Origin of the sequence: Pseudescherichia sp. L3, from assembly GCF_024656065.1 — a bacterium.
Taxonomy (GTDB): Bacteria; Pseudomonadota; Gammaproteobacteria; order Enterobacterales; family Enterobacteriaceae; genus Pseudescherichia.
This window is the reverse complement of record NZ_JANKYC010000002.1, coordinates 763,718-783,596: the sequence shown is the minus strand read 5'-3', so window position 1 is coordinate 783,596 and position 19,879 is coordinate 763,718. Positions and strand designations below refer to the sequence as shown.

The 19,879-nt window shown below is 57.3% G+C and carries 14 protein-coding genes, 1 rRNA gene, 1 pseudogene and 1 riboswitch; of the genes and pseudogenes, 12 read left to right on the top strand and 4 right to left on the bottom strand.

What is annotated here, in order from left to right; all coding sequences use genetic code 11:
- The 5 genes from rrf to aceK form a co-directional block, all read left to right on the top strand.
- Positions 1-113 (top strand): 5S ribosomal RNA (gene rrf, locus NR795_RS15225); the annotation flags it as partial.
- A 179-nt stretch (positions 114-292) separates the two neighbouring features.
- Positions 293-1,222, top strand: coding sequence for a homoserine O-succinyltransferase (gene metA, locus NR795_RS15220; protein ID WP_144816817.1), 930 nt, complete (start codon positions 293-295; stop codon positions 1,220-1,222).
- Positions 1,223-1,463: 241 nt separating this feature from the next.
- Positions 1,464-3,065, top strand: a complete 1,602-nt coding sequence (aceB, locus tag NR795_RS15215; protein WP_257758638.1) for a malate synthase A — start codon at positions 1,464-1,466, stop codon at positions 3,063-3,065.
- A 21-nt stretch (positions 3,066-3,086) separates the two neighbouring features.
- On the top strand, positions 3,087-4,391 hold the full coding sequence (gene aceA / locus NR795_RS15210) for an isocitrate lyase (protein WP_144816812.1): 1,305 nt from the start codon (positions 3,087-3,089) through the stop codon (positions 4,389-4,391).
- 62 nt (positions 4,392-4,453) lie between these two features.
- On the top strand, positions 4,454-6,181 hold the full coding sequence (gene aceK, locus NR795_RS15205; RefSeq protein ID WP_257758637.1) for a bifunctional isocitrate dehydrogenase kinase/phosphatase: 1,728 nt from the start codon (positions 4,454-4,456) through the stop codon (positions 6,179-6,181).
- A gap of 14 nt (positions 6,182-6,195) precedes the next feature.
- Here aceK and iclR read toward each other — a convergent pair whose 3' ends face one another.
- Positions 6,196-7,032 carry a glyoxylate bypass operon transcriptional repressor IclR gene (gene iclR, locus NR795_RS15200; RefSeq protein ID WP_257758636.1) on the bottom strand — a complete coding sequence of 279 codons (837 nt, stop codon included), beginning with the start codon at positions 7,030-7,032 and terminating at the stop codon, positions 6,196-6,198.
- 194 nt (positions 7,033-7,226) lie between these two features.
- On the opposite strand from iclR, the gene metH reads away from it, so the two are divergent.
- The 5 genes and pseudogenes from metH (at position 7,227) to rluF (ending at position 14,130) form a co-directional block, all read left to right on the top strand.
- Positions 7,227-10,910 (top strand): methionine synthase, encoded by a 3,684-nt coding sequence (gene metH / locus NR795_RS15195; protein ID WP_257758635.1) that lies wholly within the window; start codon positions 7,227-7,229, stop codon positions 10,908-10,910.
- A gap of 57 nt (positions 10,911-10,967) precedes the next feature.
- Positions 10,968-12,599 (top strand): Na/Pi cotransporter family protein, encoded by a 1,632-nt coding sequence (locus tag NR795_RS15190; protein WP_144816802.1) that lies wholly within the window; start codon positions 10,968-10,970, stop codon positions 12,597-12,599.
- 104 nt (positions 12,600-12,703) lie between these two features.
- Positions 12,704-12,829 (top strand): annotated as a pseudogene (locus tag NR795_RS15185) (addiction module toxin RelE); the annotation flags it as partial.
- 1 nt (position 12,830) lies between these two features.
- Positions 12,831-13,148 carry a helix-turn-helix domain-containing protein gene (locus NR795_RS15180; protein WP_144816798.1) on the top strand — a complete coding sequence of 106 codons (318 nt, stop codon included), beginning with the start codon at positions 12,831-12,833 and terminating at the stop codon, positions 13,146-13,148.
- 112 nt (positions 13,149-13,260) lie between these two features.
- Positions 13,261-14,130, top strand: a complete 870-nt coding sequence (rluF, locus tag NR795_RS15175; protein ID WP_144816796.1) for a 23S rRNA pseudouridine(2604) synthase RluF — start codon at positions 13,261-13,263, stop codon at positions 14,128-14,130.
- Here rluF and NR795_RS15170 read toward each other — a convergent pair whose 3' ends face one another.
- The 3 genes from NR795_RS15170 to lysC form a co-directional block, all read right to left on the bottom strand.
- The gene (locus NR795_RS15170) at positions 14,131-14,403 is read right to left on the bottom strand and encodes a DUF3811 domain-containing protein (RefSeq protein ID WP_144816793.1); all 273 of its coding nucleotides are present in this window, start codon (positions 14,401-14,403) and stop codon (positions 14,131-14,133) included.
- A gap of 50 nt (positions 14,404-14,453) precedes the next feature.
- A complete protein-coding gene (gene panS, locus NR795_RS15165) occupies positions 14,454-15,398 on the bottom strand; it encodes a ketopantoate/pantoate/pantothenate transporter PanS (protein ID WP_144816791.1) in 945 nt (314 codons plus the stop codon).
- 100 nt (positions 15,399-15,498) lie between these two features.
- The gene (gene lysC / locus NR795_RS15160; protein WP_257758634.1) at positions 15,499-16,875 is read right to left on the bottom strand and encodes a lysine-sensitive aspartokinase 3; all 1,377 of its coding nucleotides are present in this window, start codon (positions 16,873-16,875) and stop codon (positions 15,499-15,501) included.
- Between the two features lie 90 nt (positions 16,876-16,965).
- A riboswitch (Lysine riboswitch) is annotated at positions 16,966-17,160 on the bottom strand.
- Between the two features lie 267 nt (positions 17,161-17,427).
- Here lysC and pgi point away from each other — a divergent pair.
- A complete protein-coding gene (gene pgi / locus NR795_RS15155; RefSeq protein ID WP_257758633.1) occupies positions 17,428-19,074 on the top strand; it encodes a glucose-6-phosphate isomerase in 1,647 nt (548 codons plus the stop codon).
- A 533-nt stretch (positions 19,075-19,607) separates the two neighbouring features.
- Positions 19,608-19,850, top strand: coding sequence for an exopolysaccharide production protein YjbE (yjbE, locus tag NR795_RS15150; protein ID WP_144816784.1), 243 nt, complete (start codon positions 19,608-19,610; stop codon positions 19,848-19,850).
- Positions 19,851-19,879: the final 29 nt, after the last annotated feature.

Sequence of the window (19,879 nt, the reverse complement as noted above, 5' to 3'; positions counted from 1 at the left end):
GGCGGCACTAGCGCGGTGGTCCCACCTGACCCCATGCCGAACTCAGAAGTGAAACGCCGTAGCGCCGATGGTAGTGTGGGGTCTCCCCATGCGAGAGTAGGGAACTGCCAGGCATCAAACAAGAAGAACCCCGTACCGTAAGGTACGGGGTTTTTTGCTTTGGTATTTTTCTCCCTTATTCTTGAAACTTTCTCACCTGGCACATGCAGGCTCGACATTTTGCCTATTCCTGGTTATTGTCAGCTATCTGGATGTCTACACGTTTAAACGTATGCTGTGAGGTAATAAGGTTATGCCGATTCGGGTGCAGGACGAGCTGCCAGCCGTCAATTTCTTGCGAGATGAAAACGTCTTTGTCATGACGACATCACGTGCAACAGGTCAGGAGATACGCCCTCTGAAGGTGCTGATCCTCAACCTGATGCCCAAGAAAATCGAAACGGAAAACCAGTTCCTGCGGTTGCTCTCTAACTCTCCGCTACAGGTAGACGTTCGCCTGCTGCGTATCGACGCGCGTGAGTCCCGCAATACGCCCGCTGAGCATCTGAACAACTTCTACTGCAACTTCGATGAGATCAACGAGGAGAACTTTGATGGTCTCATTGTGACCGGTGCGCCGCTGGGGCTGGTTGAGTTCAATGATGTCGCCTACTGGCCGCAGATCAAGCAGGTGCTGGAGTGGGCTAAAGATCACGTCACCTCAACGCTGTTTGTCTGCTGGGCGGTGCAGGCCGCACTCAATATCCTCTACGGTATCCCCAAGCAGACCCGCAAAGACAAGCTCTCTGGCGTATATGAACACCACATCACTCAGCAGCATGCGCTCCTAACCCGTGGCTTTGACGACTCGTTTTTGGCCCCGCATTCGCGCTATGCCGATTTCCCTGCAGCGCTGATCCGCGACTATACCGATCTGGATATTCTTGCTGAATCGAGTGAGGGTGACGCTTACCTGTTTGCCAGCAAAGATAAACGCATCGCCTTCGTGACCGGCCATCCTGAATATGACGCCAATACGCTGGCCGGGGAGTATTTCCGCGATCTTGAGGCCGGTCTCGATCCGGTTGTCCCATATAACTACTTCCCGAAGGACGATCCGCAGAACACGCCGCGTGCGACCTGGCGCAGTCACGGTAACCTGCTGTTTACTAACTGGCTCAATTATTACGTCTACCAGATCACACCGTTCGATCTGCGCCATATGAATCCCACTTTGGATTAAGCGTTTCAGCCAACAAAAAAGCACCTTCGGGTGCTTTTTTTATTTCTGAAAATCACTTCATAGCGACAGGTAACTTTAATTTCTGTCTTATCAATGCATTGCAGCGTTTTAAAAATGAAAATGGAAATTGTTTTTGATTTTGTTTTTTAATTGAGTAGGCTTAACGGAGCTGAACGAAAAGTGAACACGATCTTTTGTTCAGGATGGAAATCTATTCGGATCAACGACGAGGAGCCCGCTTATGGCACAACAGGCAACGACTACCGATGAACTGACCTTTACCCAGCCGTATGGCGAGCAGGAGCAGCATATTCTGACGCCAGAGGCCACCGCCTTTCTTACCGATCTGGTCACGCGTTTCACTCCGGCGCGCAATAAGCTACTTGCCGCACGTATCCAGCAGCAGCAGACGATCGATAGCGGCACGCTACCGGGTTTCATTTCGGAAACGGCTTCCATACGTGAAGGAGACTGGAAAATTCGCGGTATTCCGGCTGACCTGCAGGATCGTCGGGTTGAGATCACCGGTCCGGTCGAGCGCAAGATGGTGATCAATGCGCTGAACGCCAACGTCAAAGTTTTTATGGCGGATTTTGAAGACTCGCTGGCTCCCAACTGGCAAAAAGTGATCGACGGGCAGATCAATCTGCGCGATGCGGTTAACGGCACCATCAGCTATACCAATGAAGCTGGCAAGATCTATCAGCTCAAGCCCGATCCGGCGGTGCTGGTTTGTCGAGTCCGCGGTCTGCATCTGCCGGAAAAGCATGTTACCTGGCGTGATGAGGCTATTCCCGGCAGCCTGTTTGATTTTGCCCTCTACTTCTTCCACAACTATCAAAACTTGCTGGCCAAGGGCAGCGGACCCTATTTTTACCTGCCTAAAACCCAGGCCTGGCAGGAGGCTGCCTGGTGGAGCGAGGTCTTTAGCTACACGGAAGATCGCTTCAACCTGCCGCGCGGCACCATCAAGGCCACTCTGCTGATTGAAACGTTGCCAGCAGTCTTCCAGATGGACGAGATCCTCCATGCCCTGAAGGACCACATTGTGGGCCTAAACTGTGGACGCTGGGACTACATCTTCAGCTATATCAAAACGTTAAAAAACTATCCCGATCGTGTACTGCCTGACCGCCAGGCGGTCACCATGGATAAGCCTTTCCTCAACGCCTACTCCCGTCTGCTGATTAAGACCTGCCACCGGCGCGGTGCGTTTGCGATGGGCGGCATGGCGGCCTTTATCCCCAGCAAAGAGAGCGAGCGTAACAACTGGGTGCTGAATAAGGTACGGGCGGATAAAGAGCTGGAGGCGAAAAACGGTCACGACGGTACCTGGATTGCCCACCCCGGTCTGGGCGATACGGTGATGGCCATCTTTGATACCGCGCTGGGCGACAATAAAAACCAGCTCTCTGTCACCCGGGAAGAGGACGCGCCCATCGCTGCCGAAGAGCTGCTTGCGCCCTGCGACGGCGAACGCACGGAAGAGGGGATGCGCGCCAATATCCGCGTTGCGGTGCAGTACATCGAAGCATGGATCTCCGGCAACGGCTGTGTGCCAATCTATGGCCTGATGGAGGATGCCGCAACGGCAGAGATCTCCCGCACCTCTATCTGGCAGTGGATCCATCATCAAAAGACGCTCAGCAACGGTACGCCAGTAACTAAAGCCCTGTTTCGCCAGATGCTCGGCGAGGAGATGCAGGTGATCCAGCAGGAGCTGGGCGAGCACCGGTTTAGCCATGGTCGCTTTGCCGACGCCGCTCGCTTGATGGAGCAGATCACCACCTCTGACGACCTGATCGATTTCCTGACCCTGCCGGGTTACCGCCTCTTAGCCTAATAAAAACAGTGGAGCACAGCCATGAAAACCCGTACCCAACAAACAGAAGCATTACAGCAAGAGTGGAAAACCGCACGCTGGGAGGGCATTAGCCGCCCCTACAGCGCGGAAGAGGTGGTAAAACTGCGCGGCTCGGTGAATCCGGAGTGCACCCTGGCGCAGCTTGGCGCGGCGAAAATGTGGCGTCTGCTGCACGGCGAGTCTAAAAAGGGCTATATCAACAGCCTCGGTGCGCTGACCGGTGGGCAGGCGCTCCAGCAGGCGAAGGCAGGGATAGAGGCCATTTACCTCTCCGGCTGGCAGGTGGCGGCCGATGCTAACCTGGCCTCCAGCATGTATCCGGATCAGTCCCTCTACCCGGCTAATTCGGTTCCGGCAGTCGTGGATCGGATCAACAACACTTTTCGCCGGGCGGATCAGATCCAGTGGTCGGCAGGGATCGATCCCAACGATCCGCGCTACGTGGACTACTTCCTGCCGATCGTGGCCGATGCCGAAGCGGGCTTCGGCGGCGTGCTGAACGCCTTTGAGCTGATGAAGTCGATGATTGCAGCGGGAGCGGCGGCGGTACACTTCGAGGATCAGCTGGCCTCGGTGAAGAAGTGCGGCCATATGGGTGGCAAGGTACTGGTACCCACCCAGGAGGCCATCCAGAAGCTGGTGGCGGCCAGGCTGGCAGCAGACGTGATGGGCGTACCGACGCTGCTGATCGCCCGTACCGATGCCGACGCGGCGGACCTGATCACCTCCGACTGCGATGAGTATGACCGTGAATTTATTACCGGCGAACGCACCAGCGAAGGGTTCTATCGTACCCGGGCCGGGATAGAGCAGGCCATCAGCCGCGGCCTGGCCTACGCCCCCTATGCCGATCTGGTCTGGTGTGAAACCTCGAAGCCAGATCTGGAGCAGGCCCGGCGCTTTGCCGATGCCATCCATGCCCAATTCCCCGGCAAGCTGCTGGCCTATAACTGCTCGCCGTCGTTCAACTGGCAGAAGAACCTCGACGACAACACTATCGCCAGCTTCCAGCAGCAGCTCGCGGAGATGGGCTACAAGTACCAGTTCATCACCCTTGCGGGTATCCATAGCATGTGGTTCAACATGTTCGATCTCGCCCGCGCCTATGCGCAGGGAGAGGGGATGAAACACTACGTCGAGAAGGTTCAGCAGCCGGAGTTTGCTGCGGCGAAGGAGGGCTATACTTTTGTCTCCCATCAGCAGGAGGTGGGAACCGGCTATTTCGATAAGGTGACGACGATTATTCAGGGCGGCGCATCATCGGTGACCGCGCTGACCGGATCAACAGAAGAGCAGCAGTTCTGATAACGGAAATGCCCGGTGGCGCTGCGCTTACCGGGCCTACGCACGGATCCGGAGGGGGACGTATGACGCGTGGCCGGGAGCTATTAATCGCCCAAACTATCCTGCAGGGTTTTGACGCCCAGTACGGACGCTTTCTGGAGATTACCGCCGGCGCGCAGCAGCGCTTTGAGCAGGCGGACTGGCACGCCGTCCAGCAGGCGATGAAGAGCCGCATCCACCTCTACGACCACCACGTTGGGCTGGTGGCCGAGCAGCTGCGCTGTATAACCGAGGGTCGACGCCTCGACGCGGATTATTTGCTGCGGGTAAAGGCGCACTATACTCAGCTGCTGCCGGACTATCCGCGCTTCGAAATTGCCGAAAGCTTTTTCAACTCGGTCTACTGTCGGCTGTTCGATCACCGGGCCCTGACGCCTGAGCGACTGTTTATTTTCAGCTCCCAGCCCGAGCGCCGCTTTCGCACCATTCCTCGACCGCTGGCAAAGGATTTTCACCCGACCGGCGGCTGGCAGGCGCTGCTCAACAAGCTGCTTGCCGATCTCCCCCTGCGCCTGCCGTGGCAGGATCGCGCCCGCGACGTGGGCTATATCCTCATGCAGCTAACGGAGAGCATTGGCGACGCGGCGCTAGCGCAGGCACGTTTACAGGTGGCAAACGAGCTTTTTTACCGCAATAAAGCCGCCTGGCTGGTGGGCAAGCTTATCCTGGCCGATGGCACGGTTCCCTTTTTACTGCCGATCCACCGCAGCGAGGAGGGCGAGCTTTTTGTCGATGCCTGCCTGACAACCCACGACGAAGCCAGCATTGTGTTCGGCTTCGCCCGCTCCTACTTTATGGTCTATGCTCCGCTGCCCGCCGCGACGGTGGAGTGGCTGCGGGAGATCCTGCCAGGCAAAACCACGGCTGAGCTCTATATGGCGATTGGCTGCCAGAAGCATGCTAAAACCGAGAGCTACCGGGAGTATCTGCACTACATTGCCAGCAGCGACGAGCAGTTTATTGAAGCGCCGGGCATTCGCGGCATGGTGATGCTGGTCTTTACCCTGCCGGGCTTTGACCGGGTCTTCAAGGTAATCAAAGATCGTTTTGCCCCGCAGAAGGAGATGACCGCCGCCCACGTGCGCGCCTGCTATCAGCTGGTAAAAGAGCACGATCGCGTCGGGCGGATGGCCGATACCCAGGAGTTTGAAAACTTTGTGCTGGAGAAGCGGCAGATTGCGCCTGCGTTGATGACCCTGTTGATGACGGAAGCGGCGGAGAAGATTACCGACCTGGGTGATAGCATCTCCATCAGCCATCTCTATATCGAACGGCGCATGGTGCCGCTCAATATCTGGCTGGAGCAGGTTGACGGTCAGCTGCTGCGGGACGCCATCGAAGAGTACGGCAACGCCATTCGTCAGCTAGCCGCCGCGAATATTTTCCCTGGCGATATGCTGTTTAAAAACTTTGGCGTGACGCGCCACGGGCGGGTGGTGTTCTATGACTACGATGAGATCTGCTACATGACCGAGGTAAACTTCCGCGACGTTCCCGCCCCGCGCTACCCGGAGGATGAGCTAAGCGCCGAGCCGTGGTACAGCGTATCGCCAGGGGATGTCTTCCCCGAGGAGTTTCGCCACTGGCTCTGTGCCGATCCGCGCGTCGGGCCACTCTTTGAGGAGATGCATGCCGATCTGTTCCGCGCCAGCTACTGGCGGGCACTGCAAACGCGTATCAAAGAGGGCCACGTGGAGGATGTCTACGCCTACCGCCGGCGGCAGCGTTTCAGCGTGCGGTTCGCGGCGTAACGCCCGCGTTTACTCTATCGCATTCCGCCATACGCCAGCGTCACCTCTTTCGCCGCCTTGATGACCAGCGCACCCAGCTCGGTCACGCGATCGTCGGTAATACGTGAGATCGGTCCAGAGATAGAGATAGCCGCAAAAGGCTGACGATGCTCGTCATAGATACAGGCCGCCACGCAGCGCAGGCCCAGCGCGTGCTCCTCATCGTCAAAGGAGTAGCCGCGCTTGCGGGTGAGGGCCAGATCTTCTTTCAGATGCAGGGGCGAGACCAGCGTAGCGTGGGTGTAGGTATGCAGCCCCTGGCGATGCAGCAGGCTGGTAACCTGATCCTCATCCAGCTGGGCCAGGAAAGCTTTTCCCGCTCCCGAGGCGTGCATCGGCAGCTTGCCGCCAATGGGGGCAGACATGCGCATCAGCTGGTTACACTGCACCTGGTCAATAATGATGGCCTGATGATCGTTCTGGTCAAGCACCGCCAGGTTCACCGTCTCGCCGGAATCCTCCATCAGCTTGCGCAGAATGGGATGCACAATGGCCAGCAGGTTGCGGCTCTGTAAGAAGCTGGCACCAATGACAAACGCATGCGCGCCTATCGCCCAGTGGCCCAGGTCGCCTACCTGGCGGACAAAGCCCAGCTGCTGCATGGTCGTCAGCAGGCGGTGGGTGGTCGAGTTGGGCAGGCCAGCCTGCTGCGCCAGCTCGGTCAGCGCCACGCTGCCTTGAGATTCAGCGATCCACTCCAGCAGCTTCAGGCCGCGCGTCAGGGACTGCACCTGTCCGGTCGCCGGCGGGGTGGCTGCGACGGCAGCGGTGCGAGGTTTTTTACCGCGTTTCGCGGGTACGGAAGCCACCATGGCCGACTCCTTTTCTGTATCGTGGAAATCATTTTCGTTTTATCTGATTATAATGCAACCTGCGGCCAGACTGATCGGATGAGTTCAGGTGAACATCTCTCATGTTTCATGCTGCTCTCTTTTCCACCTGCTGGCTTTGTGCCAGTATGTCCTGCTGGCCTTTGTGGCCTGGTTGAACGTTGTCGGGAGCACGTGTGAGCAGCAAAGTTGATCAACTGCATCAGCAGTTAAAAGAGCGTATTTTGGTTCTGGATGGGGGCATGGGCACCATGATCCAGGGCTATCGTCTGAGTGAGCAGGATTTTCGCGGCGAGCGCTTCGCCGACTGGCCCTGCGATCTCAAGGGCAACAACGATCTGCTGGTGCTCAGCAAGCCCGAGGTGATCTCTGCGATCCATGACGCCTATTTTGCGGCGGGTGCGGATATCGTTGAGACCAACACCTTTAACTCGACAACCATTGCGATGGCGGACTACCAGATGGAGTCCCTGTCGGCAGAGATCAACCTTGCCGCCGCGAAGCTGGCCCGCGCCTGCGCCGACGAGTGGACCGCCCGCACGCCGGATAAGCCGCGCTACGTGGCGGGGGTGCTGGGTCCAACCAACCGCACCGCCTCTATCTCGCCGGACGTAAACGATCCCGCCTATCGCAACGTCACCTTCGACCAGCTGGTGGCGGCGTACCGGGAGTCCACCCGCGCGCTGGTGGAGGGCGGCAGCGATCTGATCCTGATCGAAACCATTTTCGATACGCTCAATGCGAAAGCGGCCATTTTTGCCGTGAAGGCGGAGTTCGAGGCGCTGGGCGTTGAGCTGCCGATCATGATCTCCGGCACCATTACCGACGCTTCCGGACGCACGCTCTCCGGGCAGACTACCGAAGCATTCTATAACTCACTCCGCCACGCCGACGCGCTGACCTTCGGGCTGAACTGCGCCCTGGGGCCGGATGAGCTGCGTCAGTACGTGCAGGAGCTGTCGCGCATCGCCGAGTGCTACGTCACCGCCCACCCGAACGCTGGGCTGCCCAACGCCTTTGGCGAGTACGATCTTGATGCCGGGCCGATGGCCGCGCAGATCCGCGAGTGGGCCGAAGCGGGCTTCCTGAACATTGTGGGTGGCTGCTGCGGCACAACCCCAGAGCATATTGCTGCCATGAGCCGCGCGGTGGAAGGGCTGCCGCCGCGTCAGCTACCTGACCTACCGGTTGCCTGCCGCCTGGCGGGGCTGGAGCCGCTGAATATTGGCGACGCTAGCCTGTTTGTGAACGTTGGCGAGCGTACCAACGTTACCGGCTCGGCAAAATTTAAACGCCTGATTAAAGAAGAGAAGTACAGCGAGGCGCTGGACGTGGCGCGCCAGCAGGTAGAGAACGGCGCGCAGATCATCGACATCAACATGGACGAGGGGATGCTCGACGCCGAGGCGGCGATGGTCAAGTTCCTCAACCTGATTGCCGGCGAGCCGGACATTGCCCGCGTGCCGATCATGATCGACTCCTCCAAGTGGGATGTTATCGAGAAGGGGCTGAAGTGCATTCAGGGCAAAGGCATCGTTAACTCCATTTCGATGAAGGAGGGCGTGGAGGCCTTTGTCCACCATGCGAAGCTGGTGCGCCGCTACGGCGCGGCGATGGTGGTGATGGCCTTTGATGAGGTCGGCCAGGCTGACACGCGGGAGCGGAAGATTGAGATCTGCCGCCGGGCCTACACCATTCTTACCCAGGATGTCGGTTTTCCACCGGAAGATATCATTTTTGACCCCAACATCTTTGCCGTGGCAACGGGCATTGATGAGCACAATAACTATGCCCAGGACTTTATCGGCGCGTGTGAAGACATCAAGCGCGAGCTGCCGCACGCCCTGATCTCCGGTGGCGTCTCTAACGTCTCGTTCTCCTTCCGTGGCAACGATCCGGTCCGTGAGGCGATCCACGCCGTGTTTCTCTACTACGCCATCCGCAACGGCATGGACATGGGCATCGTCAACGCCGGGCAGCTGGCCATCTATGACGATCTGCCTGCTGAGCTGCGCGATGCGGTCGAGGATGTGATCCTTAACCGTCGCGACGACAGCACCGAGCGTCTGCTGGATCTGGCCGAGAAGTATCGCGGCAGCAAGAGCGACGATGGCGCCAACGCCCAGCAGGCGGAGTGGCGCAGCTGGGACGTTAAAAAACGGCTGGAGTATTCGCTGGTTAAAGGCATTACCGAATTTATTGAGCAAGATACCGAAGAGGCGCGCCAGCAGGCCGAACGCCCTATTCAGGTGATTGAAGGGCCGCTAATGGACGGCATGAACGTGGTAGGCGATCTCTTTGGCGAGGGGAAAATGTTCCTGCCGCAGGTGGTGAAATCTGCCCGCGTGATGAAGCAGGCGGTGGCCTGGCTCGAACCCTTTATCGAAGCCAGCAAAGAGAAAGGCCAGACCAACGGTAAAATGGTGATCGCCACCGTGAAAGGCGACGTGCATGACATCGGCAAAAACATCGTTGGCGTAGTATTGCAGTGCAATAACTACGAGATTGTCGATCTGGGCGTAATGGTGCCGACGGATAAAATCCTGAAAACCGCCCGGGAAGTAAATGCTGACCTGATTGGCCTCTCCGGGCTGATCACGCCCTCGCTGGATGAGATGGTCAACGTGGCGAAAGAGATGGAGCGTCAGGGCTTTACCATTCCGCTGCTGATTGGCGGGGCGACCACCTCGAAAGCCCATACGGCAGTTAAAATCGAGCAGAACTACAGCGGCCCAACGGTGTACGTGCAGAACGCCTCGCGCACCGTGGGCGTGGTGTCGTCGCTGCTGTCAGCAACCCAGCGGGACGATTTCGTGGCCCGCACTCGCAAAGAGTATGAAACCGTGCGTATTCAACATGCGCGTAAAAAGCCGCGCACGCCGCCAGTCAGCCTACAGGCGGCACGGGATAACGATCTGGCCTTCGACTGGGAGAGCTACACCCCGCCGGTGGCCCATCGCCTGGGCGTGCAGGAGGTGACCGCCAGCATTGAGACGCTGCGCAACTACATCGACTGGACGCCGTTCTTTATGACCTGGTCGCTGGCGGGTAAGTATCCACGCATTCTGGAAGATGAGATCGTCGGCGTTGAGGCGAAGCGCCTGTTTCAAGACGCTAACGAGATGCTCGACCAGCTCAGCGCAGAAAAACGCCTTAACCCGCGCGGCGTGGTGGGGCTGTTCCCGGCGAATCGCGTCGGCGATGACGTTGAAATCTACCGCGATGCATCACGTACTCAGGTACTGACGGTGGCACGCCATCTGCGCCAGCAGACCGAAAAGGTAGGCTTTGCTAACTACTGCCTGGCCGATTTCGTTGCGCCGAAGCTGAGCGGCAAAGAGGACTACATCGGCGCGTTTGCCGTCACCGGCGGGCTGGAGGAGGATGCGCTGGCCGAAGCCTATGACGCTCAGCATGACGACTACAACAAGATCATGGTGAAGGCGATTGCCGATCGACTGGCGGAAGCCTTTGCGGAGTACCTGCACGAGCGGGTGCGTAAGGTCTACTGGGGCTATGCGCCGAACGAAAACCTCAGCAACGAAGAGCTGATCCGCGAAAACTATCAGGGGATACGTCCTGCGCCAGGCTATCCCGCCTGCCCGGAGCACACCGAGAAGGGCACCATCTGGCAGCTGCTGGACGTTGAGAAACATACCGGCATGAAGCTGACCGAGTCCTTTGCCATGTGGCCGGGCGCGTCGGTCTCTGGCTGGTACTTCAGCCACCCGGACAGCAAGTACTTTGCCGTAGCGCAGATCCAGCGCGACCAGGTCGAGGATTATGCCCGGCGGAAAGGAATGAGCGTGAGTGAAGTTGAGCGCTGGCTCGCACCGAATCTCGGCTACGACGCGGACTGATTGACATTAAGCTCTTATACTAGGAGAAAACGTATACGATAAGGAGGCCGTAACCCTGTGCTAACGCTTTTACACCTGCTGTCCGCCGTTGCACTGCTGGTCTGGGGCACACATATCGTACGTACGGGCGTGATGCGCGTTTTTGGTGCGCGTTTGCGTACCGTGCTGGGCCGCAGCGTTGAGAAAAAACCGCTGGCCTTTTGCGCGGGCATTGGCGTCACCGCCCTGGTGCAGAGCAGTAACGCCACCACGATGCTGGTCACCTCCTTTGTGGCGCAGGATCTGGTGGCGCTTACCCCGGCGCTGGTGATTGTGCTGGGGGCGGACGTTGGTACCGCGCTGATGGCGCGGGTGCTCACCTTCGATCTCTCCTGGCTTTCACCGCTGCTGATTTTTATTGGCGTCATTTTCTTTCTTGGACGCAAGCAGTCCCGCGTAGGGCAGCTTGGTCGGGTCAGCATCGGCCTTGGGCTGATCCTGCTGGCGCTGGAGCTTATCGTGCAGGCCGTGACGCCGATTACTCAGGCCAGCGGCGTGAAGGTTATTTTCGCCTCGCTAACCGGCGATATTATGCTGGACGCGCTGATTGGCGCGGTCTTTGCCATTATCAGCTACTCAAGCCTTGCGGCGGTGCTGCTGACCGCGACGCTAACCGCGGCGGGGATCATCTCGTTTCCGGTGGCGCTGTGCCTGGTGATTGGTGCAAACCTCGGCTCGGGTCTGCTGGCGGTGCTCAACAACAGCGCCAGCAGCGCCGCTGCACGCCGCGTTGCGATGGGCAGCCTGCTGTTTAAGCTGGTGGGTAGCCTGCTGATCCTTCCTTTTGTACATCCGCTGGCAGTGGTTCTGGACAGGCTACCGCTGCCGGATGCAGAGTTGGTCATCTATTTCCACGTCTTCTACAACCTGATCCGCTGCGTGGTGATGGTGCCCTTTGCCGGACCGATGGCCCGCCTGTGCGAGCGGCTGATCCGCGATGAGCCTGAGCTTGATATGCGTCTGAAGCCGAAGCATCTTGATACCTCGGCGCTGGATACGCCCACGCTGGCCCTGGCTAACGCCGCCCGCGAGTCGCTGCGCATGGGTGACGCCATGGAACAGATGCTCGACGGTCTGAAGAAGATCATGCACGGCGAGCCGCGTGAGGAGAAAGCGCTACGGAAAACTGCCGATGATATCAACGTGCTCTATACCGCCATCAAGCTCTATCTGGCGCGGATGCCGAAGGATGAACTGGCCGAAGAGGAGTCGCGCCGCTGGGCGGAAATTATTGAGATGTCGCTCAACCTTGAGCAGGCATCAGACATCATTGAGCGGATGGGCAGCGAGATTGCCGATAAGTCGCTGGCGGCCCGGCGCGCCTTCTCTGTTGAAGGGCTTAACGAGCTGGATAGCCTGCTGGAGCAGCTGCGCAGTAATCTGCAGCTGGCGATGTCGGTGTTCTTCTCCAGCGACGTGGCGAGTGCCCGCCGCCTGCGCCGCCGCAAGCACCGCTTCCGTATTCTCGACCGCCGTTACGCCCACGCCCACGTGGATCGTCTGCATCAGCAGAACGTGCAGAGTATCGAAACCAGCTCGCTGCATTTAGGCCTGCTGGGGGATATGAAACGCCTCAACTCGCTCTTCTGTGCGGTGGCCTACAGCGTGCTGGAGCAGCCGGACGAGGATGAGGAGCGCGGGGAGTACTGATTTTGGAAACCGCCTCGTGGATTTTGCTTTAAGCCCTGCATCGTGCAGGGCTTTTTGTTTATCTTCCCTTTAACACGGTGCTTTTTATATCCAAATGGGTATAAGATGCCGTTTATGTGCTGCATGTTTTTCAGAAAAAATCAGTATCGGGTAAAGCAATGGCGAAGCCAGATACTGCACTCATTTACCAGCGGCTTAAGGCTGCTCAGAATCATGCACGAGGATCCTGATATGCAAAATGAAATCGAAGCGGGTAGTGGGAATGTTTATAACGATTTAGGCTACGCTAACGCTGAGGAGATGCAGCTTAAGGCGCAGTTAGCAATGGCGATTCATGACATTCTACAAGAGCGTGGGCTGACTCAGCAGCAGGCGGCCCATATTTTAGGTATGACCCAGCCTAAACTATCAAACTTATTGCGTGGCCAATTTCGTGGGATCAGCGAGGCGAAAATGCTCGATTGCCTGACGCGGCTGGGAAGAGATGTCGATATTGTCGTCGGTAAGGCGCAAACCATACCAGGCACGATGAAAGTCGTATTCGGTTAAGATGTAAATATTTCCGGATAGCGCTGCGCCTATCCGGCCTGAGAAGCGTACCTATTTCCCTCTGGCACACAAAACGGCACCCAGGGTATATTTCGCCTTTACAGGAGAAACTATGCTGACACCACAATCCACCCGACTAAACAAATACATCAGCGAGAGCGGGATCTGCTCGCGTCGCGAAGCCGATCGTTACATTGAGCAGGGCAACGTCTTTATCAACGGCAAACGCGCCGGGATAGGGGATCAGGTTGTCGCGGGCGACGTGGTCAAGGTCAACGGCCAGCTTATCGAGCCTCGGGAAGAGGACGATCTGGTATTTATCGCGCTGAACAAGCCGGTGGGAATTGTCAGCACCACGGAAGATAGCGAGAGAGACAACATTGTCGATTTCGTTAACCACAGCAGCCGTATCTTTCCTATCGGCCGCCTGGATAAAGATTCACAGGGGCTGATCTTCCTCACTAACCATGGCGATCTGGTAAACAAAATTCTGCGGGCCGGCAACGATCATGAGAAAGAGTATGTGGTCACGGTGAATAAGCCCGTCACGGACGAGTTTATCCGTGGCATGGGCGCAGGCGTGCCGATCCTGGGTACCGTCACCAAAAAGTGTAAAGTTAAAAAAGAGGCACCTTTTGCCTTCCGCATTACGCTGGTTCAGGGCTTAAACCGACAGATCCGCCGGATGTGCGAGCACTTTGGCTTTGAAGTGACCAGGCTGGAGCGTACGCGCATTATGAACGTCAGCCTGACCGGTATCCCCGTGGGAGAGTGGCGTGACTTGACCGACGACGAGCTGGTAGAGCTGTTCAAGCTTATCGAAAACTCATCGTCAGAGGCGAAGCCGAAAGCGAAGGCGAAACCGAAAACCCAGGGGATTAAACGACCTGTGGTGAACGCCCCGAAATCAGCTGAAAAAGAGCGCAGCAAACCGGCCGGAAAACGGTTCGTGCAGCCGGGGCGTAAAAAGAAAGGGCGCTAATTAGCGCCTTCCACGGGTTGAGGTATTGGCTGACCAGGAGAAGGTCGACTCTGAATCGGGTTTATACGCCTGCTCTTTTTTTAACTTGCGGGCTTTTTTGGCCTCGGTCTCGCGCTGCGCCATCAGCTTGTCGGTGTACTCTTTCTTAACCTGATTGGTTTCGGCGTTGGTCAGGGTGCGGCCATGGGCGATACGGGCGCGATCCAGCAGGGTTTTCAGCTCGCGCTGCTCGCTCTCCGTCATATCTTTTTGCGTCAATCTTGGTGTAGCCATCGCTGAAGCCTCCTGTAGAAGAGGCTTCAGTGTAAAGCAAGCAGAGTAAATTAACCCTGTTTTACCGCATCTTTTTTCGGTTGCTCATCGATGGGTTTACCCGACCAGTAGCCTGCCAGCAGCGAGCCGGAGAGGTTGTGCCAGACCGAGAACAGCGCGCCGGGCAGGGCGGCCAGCGGTGAGAAGTAGATCTTACCCAGCGCGGCGGCCAGGCCTGAGTTCTGCATCCCCACCTCAATCGCCAACGTCCGGCAGGTGGACTCATCAAAGCCAAACAGCTTTCCGCCCCAGTAGCCGCCCAGCAGGCCGATGGTGTTGTGCAGAATGATTGCGATAATCACCACGAAGCCAACGGAAGCGATGTGCGATGCAGAGCCTGCAACTACCGCGCTGATGATCGCCAAAATGCAGAGCATCGAAAACGCCGGCAGATACGGCTCCACCGCCTTCACCAGGCGTGGGAAGAGGTGATGGATAACCAGCCCCAGCCCAATCGGGATCACCACGATTTGCAGAATGCTCAGCAGCATCCCCATCACATCCACCTGAATATGGGCATCCACGTAGAGGCGCGTCAGCAGCGGCGTTGCCACCACGCCTACCAGCGTAGAGACCGATGAGATAGTGACCGACAGCGCCACGTCGCCCTTGGCCAGGTAGATCATGACGTTGGAGGCCGTGCCGCTGGCAACGCTGCCTACCAGCACCATCCCGGCGGAGAGATCCGGGGGCATCTTAAAGAGCATGGCCAGCAGCCAGGCGGCGAGGGGCATTACCAGATAGTGAAGAAAAATGCCCGCGGCGACCGGGGCCGGACGCGACAGAACACGCTTGAAGTCCTCAAGCTTCAGATGCACACCCATGCCGAACATGATCAGCATCAGCAGCGTGGTCACCCACGGGCCGATGCCGGTGAACGTCGTTGGGGTGTAGTAAGCGAGAACGGAGAGCAGCAGCGCCCACAGGGGGAACAGCCGGGTGATGGCGGTTAACATAATGAATTCCTTGCAGTATTGTCGTGTCGTTGTGTCATTTAGTTATAAAAAAGCCGGGTTCGAGCCCGGCTATAGGTATTTTTTATCGTGTGCTGGAATTTTATTCAAACAAATTATGATGCAGCGTCTGCACAACCTGCTCGGCTTCCGCGCCAGGCACCAGGAAGCAGAGGTTGTGGCTGGATGCGCCGTAGCAGATCATGCGGATGTTAAACGGATCGAGTACGCCAAACACCTCTTTGCCCACGCCACAGGCTTTCGACAGATCGTTACCAATCAGCGCCACCAGGGCGAGGTTCTCTTCCACTTCCACGCGGCACAGAGATGACAGTTCGGTCAGCAGGCCCTGGGTTAGCAGGGTGTCACCCGTAGAGGTCGAGCCGGTGGTGTCCAGCGTCAGGGCAACGCTCACTTCTGACGTGGTGATCAGATCGACGGAGATACTGTGGCGCGCCAGCATACCGAATACTTCGGCCAGGAAGCCGCGGGAGTGCAGCATGTTCAGGCTGTGCAGGGTTACCAGGGTCTGCTTACGGCGCAGCGCCAGGGCGCGAAACAGCGGCGGGTTCTGCGTCTCATTGCAGACCAGCGTGCCGCCCGCTTTAGGATCCTTGCTGGAGCCAACAAACACCGGAATATCGCTGCGCACCGCAGGCAGCAGCGTTGCCGGATGCAGCACTTTTGCGCCGAAGGTCGCCATCTCAGCGGCCTCTTCAAAGGCGATCTCATCGATGCGCTTGGCGGCCGGTACAACGCGCGGATCGGTGGTGTAGATGCCGGGAACGTCGGTCCAGATATCCACCCGAGAGGCATGCAGCGCTTCGCCGAGCAGGGCGGCGGTGTAGTCGCTGCCGCCGCGGCCCAGAGTGGTGGTGCGGCCCTTTGGTTCGCTGCCGATAAAGCCTTGCGTAACCACTAACCCTTCGTCGAGACGCGGGGAGAGCTGCTGGGCCGCCAGCTCCGCCAGGGCGGCAACGTCCGGCTCGGCGCGGCCAAAGCGATCGCTGGTACGCATCACTTTACGCACGTCAAACCACTGCGCCTGCACGCTACGCTCGCGCAGCACTTCCACAAACAGCAGGGTCGACATCAGCTCGCCGTGACTTACCAGCTCATCGGTCAGCGCGGCAGAGGTGGCAAGAGAAGCGGCTTCCGCCAGGGTAGTAATATTTTCCAGCAGGCGTTCGATCTCCTCGCGGATGACGTCAGGGCGCGTCAGGCGCTCAAGGATATCGAACTGAATTTTGCGAATGGCGTCGAGCTTTACGAAACGTTCGCTGGCCTCCAGCCCTTCGGCGAGCGCCACCAGCAGGTTGGTCACCCCCGCAGAGGCAGAGAGCACCACCAGGCGAACGCTGGCGTCGGAGAGCACCACGTCGGCGCTGCGGTTCATGGCATCGAAATCGGCGACGCTGGTCCCGCCAAATTTGGCAACAATAAGCTTAGCAACACCAAGCGGGGAAACTGCTTTGATCATAACAACCTCGTATCAGGTGCAAATAGTCAGCCCTGGAACAAGGAGAGAGCGAAAAACGGGGTAGGCGCAGAGCAATGAACCGCTACGATTACACCCAGAAGCGCTCCACCTTGCGAGACGCACGACTGCGAACGTCTCTGGTGACAGCCCAGGGGATTCAGCCCCTGTAGCCGATGGCAAGCGCGGCCAGACGCTCTACCACCTCGGCGTTGTTCCCCCTCCTGTGCTCTCTGCGGACTGGCTCCTCAAGCACACTAACCTGGACGACGCGCCTCTTCTGGCTATTCCCAATGGGAATTCATACTTTGGTAACATAAGTAATACTTTATAAATAAAGGTTTCCGGGGGGGGCTGTCAACGCTGCGGTTATGCGGATTTTTCATGTTCAGGGTTATCCCAGGAAAATAACTTATAAACGCTATACTTTGCCCTGTCTCCCCGCGTTAGCGCATCACCATCTTCGTTGGGCAAAAGCATAAAAACCGTCACAATTTTTGTCCGCAGGCGCTACAATCGACCGCAGTTAGGATCCTAAATCAGAAGAGTATTGCTATGAAAAACATCAACCCAACGCAGACTTCTGCCTGGCAGGCATTACAGAAACACTTCGATGAAATGAAAGAGGTCACCCTCACCGAGCTGTTCGCCAACGATAGCGACCGCTTCAGCAAATTCTCCGCGACCTTCAACGATCAGATGCTGGTGGACTTCTCCAAAAACCGCATCACCGAAGAGACGTTGGCAAAGCTACTGGACTTAGCCAAAGAGACCGAGCTGGCCGACGCGATCAAATCCATGTTCTCCGGCGAGAAGATCAACCGCACCGAAGATCGTGCGGTACTGCACGTTGCGCTGCGTAACCGCAGCAACACGCCGATTATTGTTGACGGCAAAGACGTGATGCCGGAAGTTAACGCCGTGCTGGAGAAGATGAAAACCTTCTCTGAGGCCATCATCTCCGGCCAGTGGAAAGGCTATACCGGCAAACCGATCACCGACGTGGTGAACATCGGTATCGGCGGCTCCGACCTCGGCCCGTTTATGGTGACCGAAGCGCTGCGCCCGTACAAAAATCATCTGAACATGCACTTTGTCTCTAACGTCGATGGTACGCACATCGCCGAAGTGCTGAAGAAGGTTAACCCTGAATCGACGCTCTTCCTGGTGGCGTCCAAAACCTTCACCACGCAGGAGACCATGACCAACGCCCACAGCGCGCGCGACTGGTTCCTGGAAACGGCCGGTGACCAGCAGCACGTGGCGAAACACTTTGCTGCGCTCTCCACCAACGCCAAAGCGGTGGGCGAGTTTGGTATCGATACCGCTAACATGTTTGAGTTCTGGGACTGGGTAGGTGGGCGTTACTCCCTGTGGTCGGCGATTGGCCTGTCGATCATCCTCTCCGTGGGCTACGACAACTTTGTTGAACTGCTCTCCGGCGCGCACGCCATGGATCAGCACTTCGCCACCACCCCGGCGGAGAAAAACCTGCCGGTGCTGCTGGCGCTGATCGGTATCTGGTACAACAACTTCTTCGGTGCGGAAACAGAGGCGATTCTGCCTTACGACCAGTATATGCACCGCTTCGCAGCCTACTTCCAACAGGGTAACATGGAGTCCAACGGTAAGTACGTTGACCGTAACGGCAATGCCGTGGACTACCAGACCGGCCCGATTATCTGGGGTGAGCCGGGCACCAACGGCCAGCATGCCTTCTACCAGCTGATCCATCAGGGCACCAAGATGGTACCGTGCGACTTTATCGCACCGGCCATCACCCATAACGCGCTGTCGGATCATCATCAGAAGCTGCTCTCCAACTTCTTCGCTCAGACCGAGGCGCTGGCATTCGGTAAATCCCGCGACGTGGTTGAGCAGGAGTATCGCGACCAGGGTAAAGATCCGGCCTCGCTGGAGCACGTTGTGCCGTTCAAGGTGTTTGAAGGCAACCGCCCAACTAACTCCATTCTGCTGCGTGAGATCACCCCGTTCAGCCTCGGGGCACTGATTGCGCTCTATGAGCACAAAATCTTCACCCAGGGCGCGATCCTCAACATCTTCACCTTCGATCAGTGGGGCGTAGAGCTGGGTAAACAGCTGGCGAACCGTATTCTGCCGGAGCTGGGCGATGACAGCGATATCAGCAGCCACGATAGCTCGACCAACGGCTTGATTAACCGCTATAAGTCCTGGCGCTAAAATCTGCGTCATCCTTCAAACCGCAGCCGCGTTGGCTGCGTTCGTTAACCCCGGTCACATAGCTATCTATGCTCCCGGGGGATTAACGATCTTGCCGCCTTGCTGCAATTCGAATGATTTAGCAGATTGCAGCCAGGCCGTAGGCCCGTGCAAGCGCAGCGCCGCCGGGCATTGATGTTTATTTAATATAAGCCGGTACTATTGCCGGCTCTCTTATCAGATATTTCCTGTTGCCAGTAACTTACCGCAAATCTGTTTATTGAGCTTTATCTGAAAAACGCATTTCCGACATTATTGGCCGCAAATGATTTTAGGATAATACGCAGACAACCAAGGCTTATTTATATTTTAATTTATTGATTTATATATATTTTTAAGTCGAACAAAAAATGTTCTTTGCTGAATAGGTCATTAATCCTAAAACCCGCCCTGTAATTCTCTGTGACGCCAATCACGCGTATCGGTTGTGTATACTCGACTGCGCCTGACTCCGTTCAGGTAAATATCCATTCATTCAATGAAGGGAAATTGATATGCATAAAGTCCTGTATGGCATTTTTGCCATCACCGCGCTTGCCGCGACCTCTGCTTATGCCGCTCCGGTACAAGTAGGTGACGCAGCAGGGTCGGCGGCAACGTCGGTCTCGGCGGGAAGCTCCTCCGCGACCAGCGTTAGCACCGTCAGCTCAGCGGTAGGCGTCGCCCTCGCGGCGACCGGTGGCGGCGATGGTTCTAATACCGGAACCACCACCACCACAACGACCAGCACTCAGTAATCACGAGTGCTTTAACTCTAACCACACTT

Bases quoted from the DNA above. Each gene is read 5' to 3' on its own strand.
- metA (WP_144816817.1), top strand. From the start codon at position 293: ATGCCGATTCGGGTGCAGGACGAGCTGCCAGCCGTCAATTTCTTGCGA.
- aceB (WP_257758638.1), top strand. From the start codon at position 1,464: ATGGCACAACAGGCAACGACTACCGATGAACTGACCTTTACCCAGCCG.
- aceA (WP_144816812.1), top strand. From the start codon at position 3,087: ATGAAAACCCGTACCCAACAAACAGAAGCATTACAGCAAGAGTGGAAA.
- aceK (WP_257758637.1), top strand. From the start codon at position 4,454: ATGACGCGTGGCCGGGAGCTATTAATCGCCCAAACTATCCTGCAGGGT.
- iclR (WP_257758636.1), bottom strand. From the start codon at position 7,032: ATGGTGGCTTCCGTACCCGCGAAACGCGGTAAAAAACCTCGCACCGCT.
- NR795_RS15180 (WP_144816798.1), top strand. From the start codon at position 12,831: ATGCAAAATGAAATCGAAGCGGGTAGTGGGAATGTTTATAACGATTTA.
- rluF (WP_144816796.1), top strand. From the start codon at position 13,261: ATGCTGACACCACAATCCACCCGACTAAACAAATACATCAGCGAGAGC.
- NR795_RS15170 (WP_144816793.1), bottom strand. From the start codon at position 14,403: ATGGCTACACCAAGATTGACGCAAAAAGATATGACGGAGAGCGAGCAG.
- panS (WP_144816791.1), bottom strand. From the start codon at position 15,398: ATGTTAACCGCCATCACCCGGCTGTTCCCCCTGTGGGCGCTGCTGCTC.
- lysC (WP_257758634.1), bottom strand. From the start codon at position 16,875: ATGATCAAAGCAGTTTCCCCGCTTGGTGTTGCTAAGCTTATTGTTGCC.
- pgi (WP_257758633.1), top strand. From the start codon at position 17,428: ATGAAAAACATCAACCCAACGCAGACTTCTGCCTGGCAGGCATTACAG.
- yjbE (WP_144816784.1), top strand. From the start codon at position 19,608: ATGCATAAAGTCCTGTATGGCATTTTTGCCATCACCGCGCTTGCCGCG.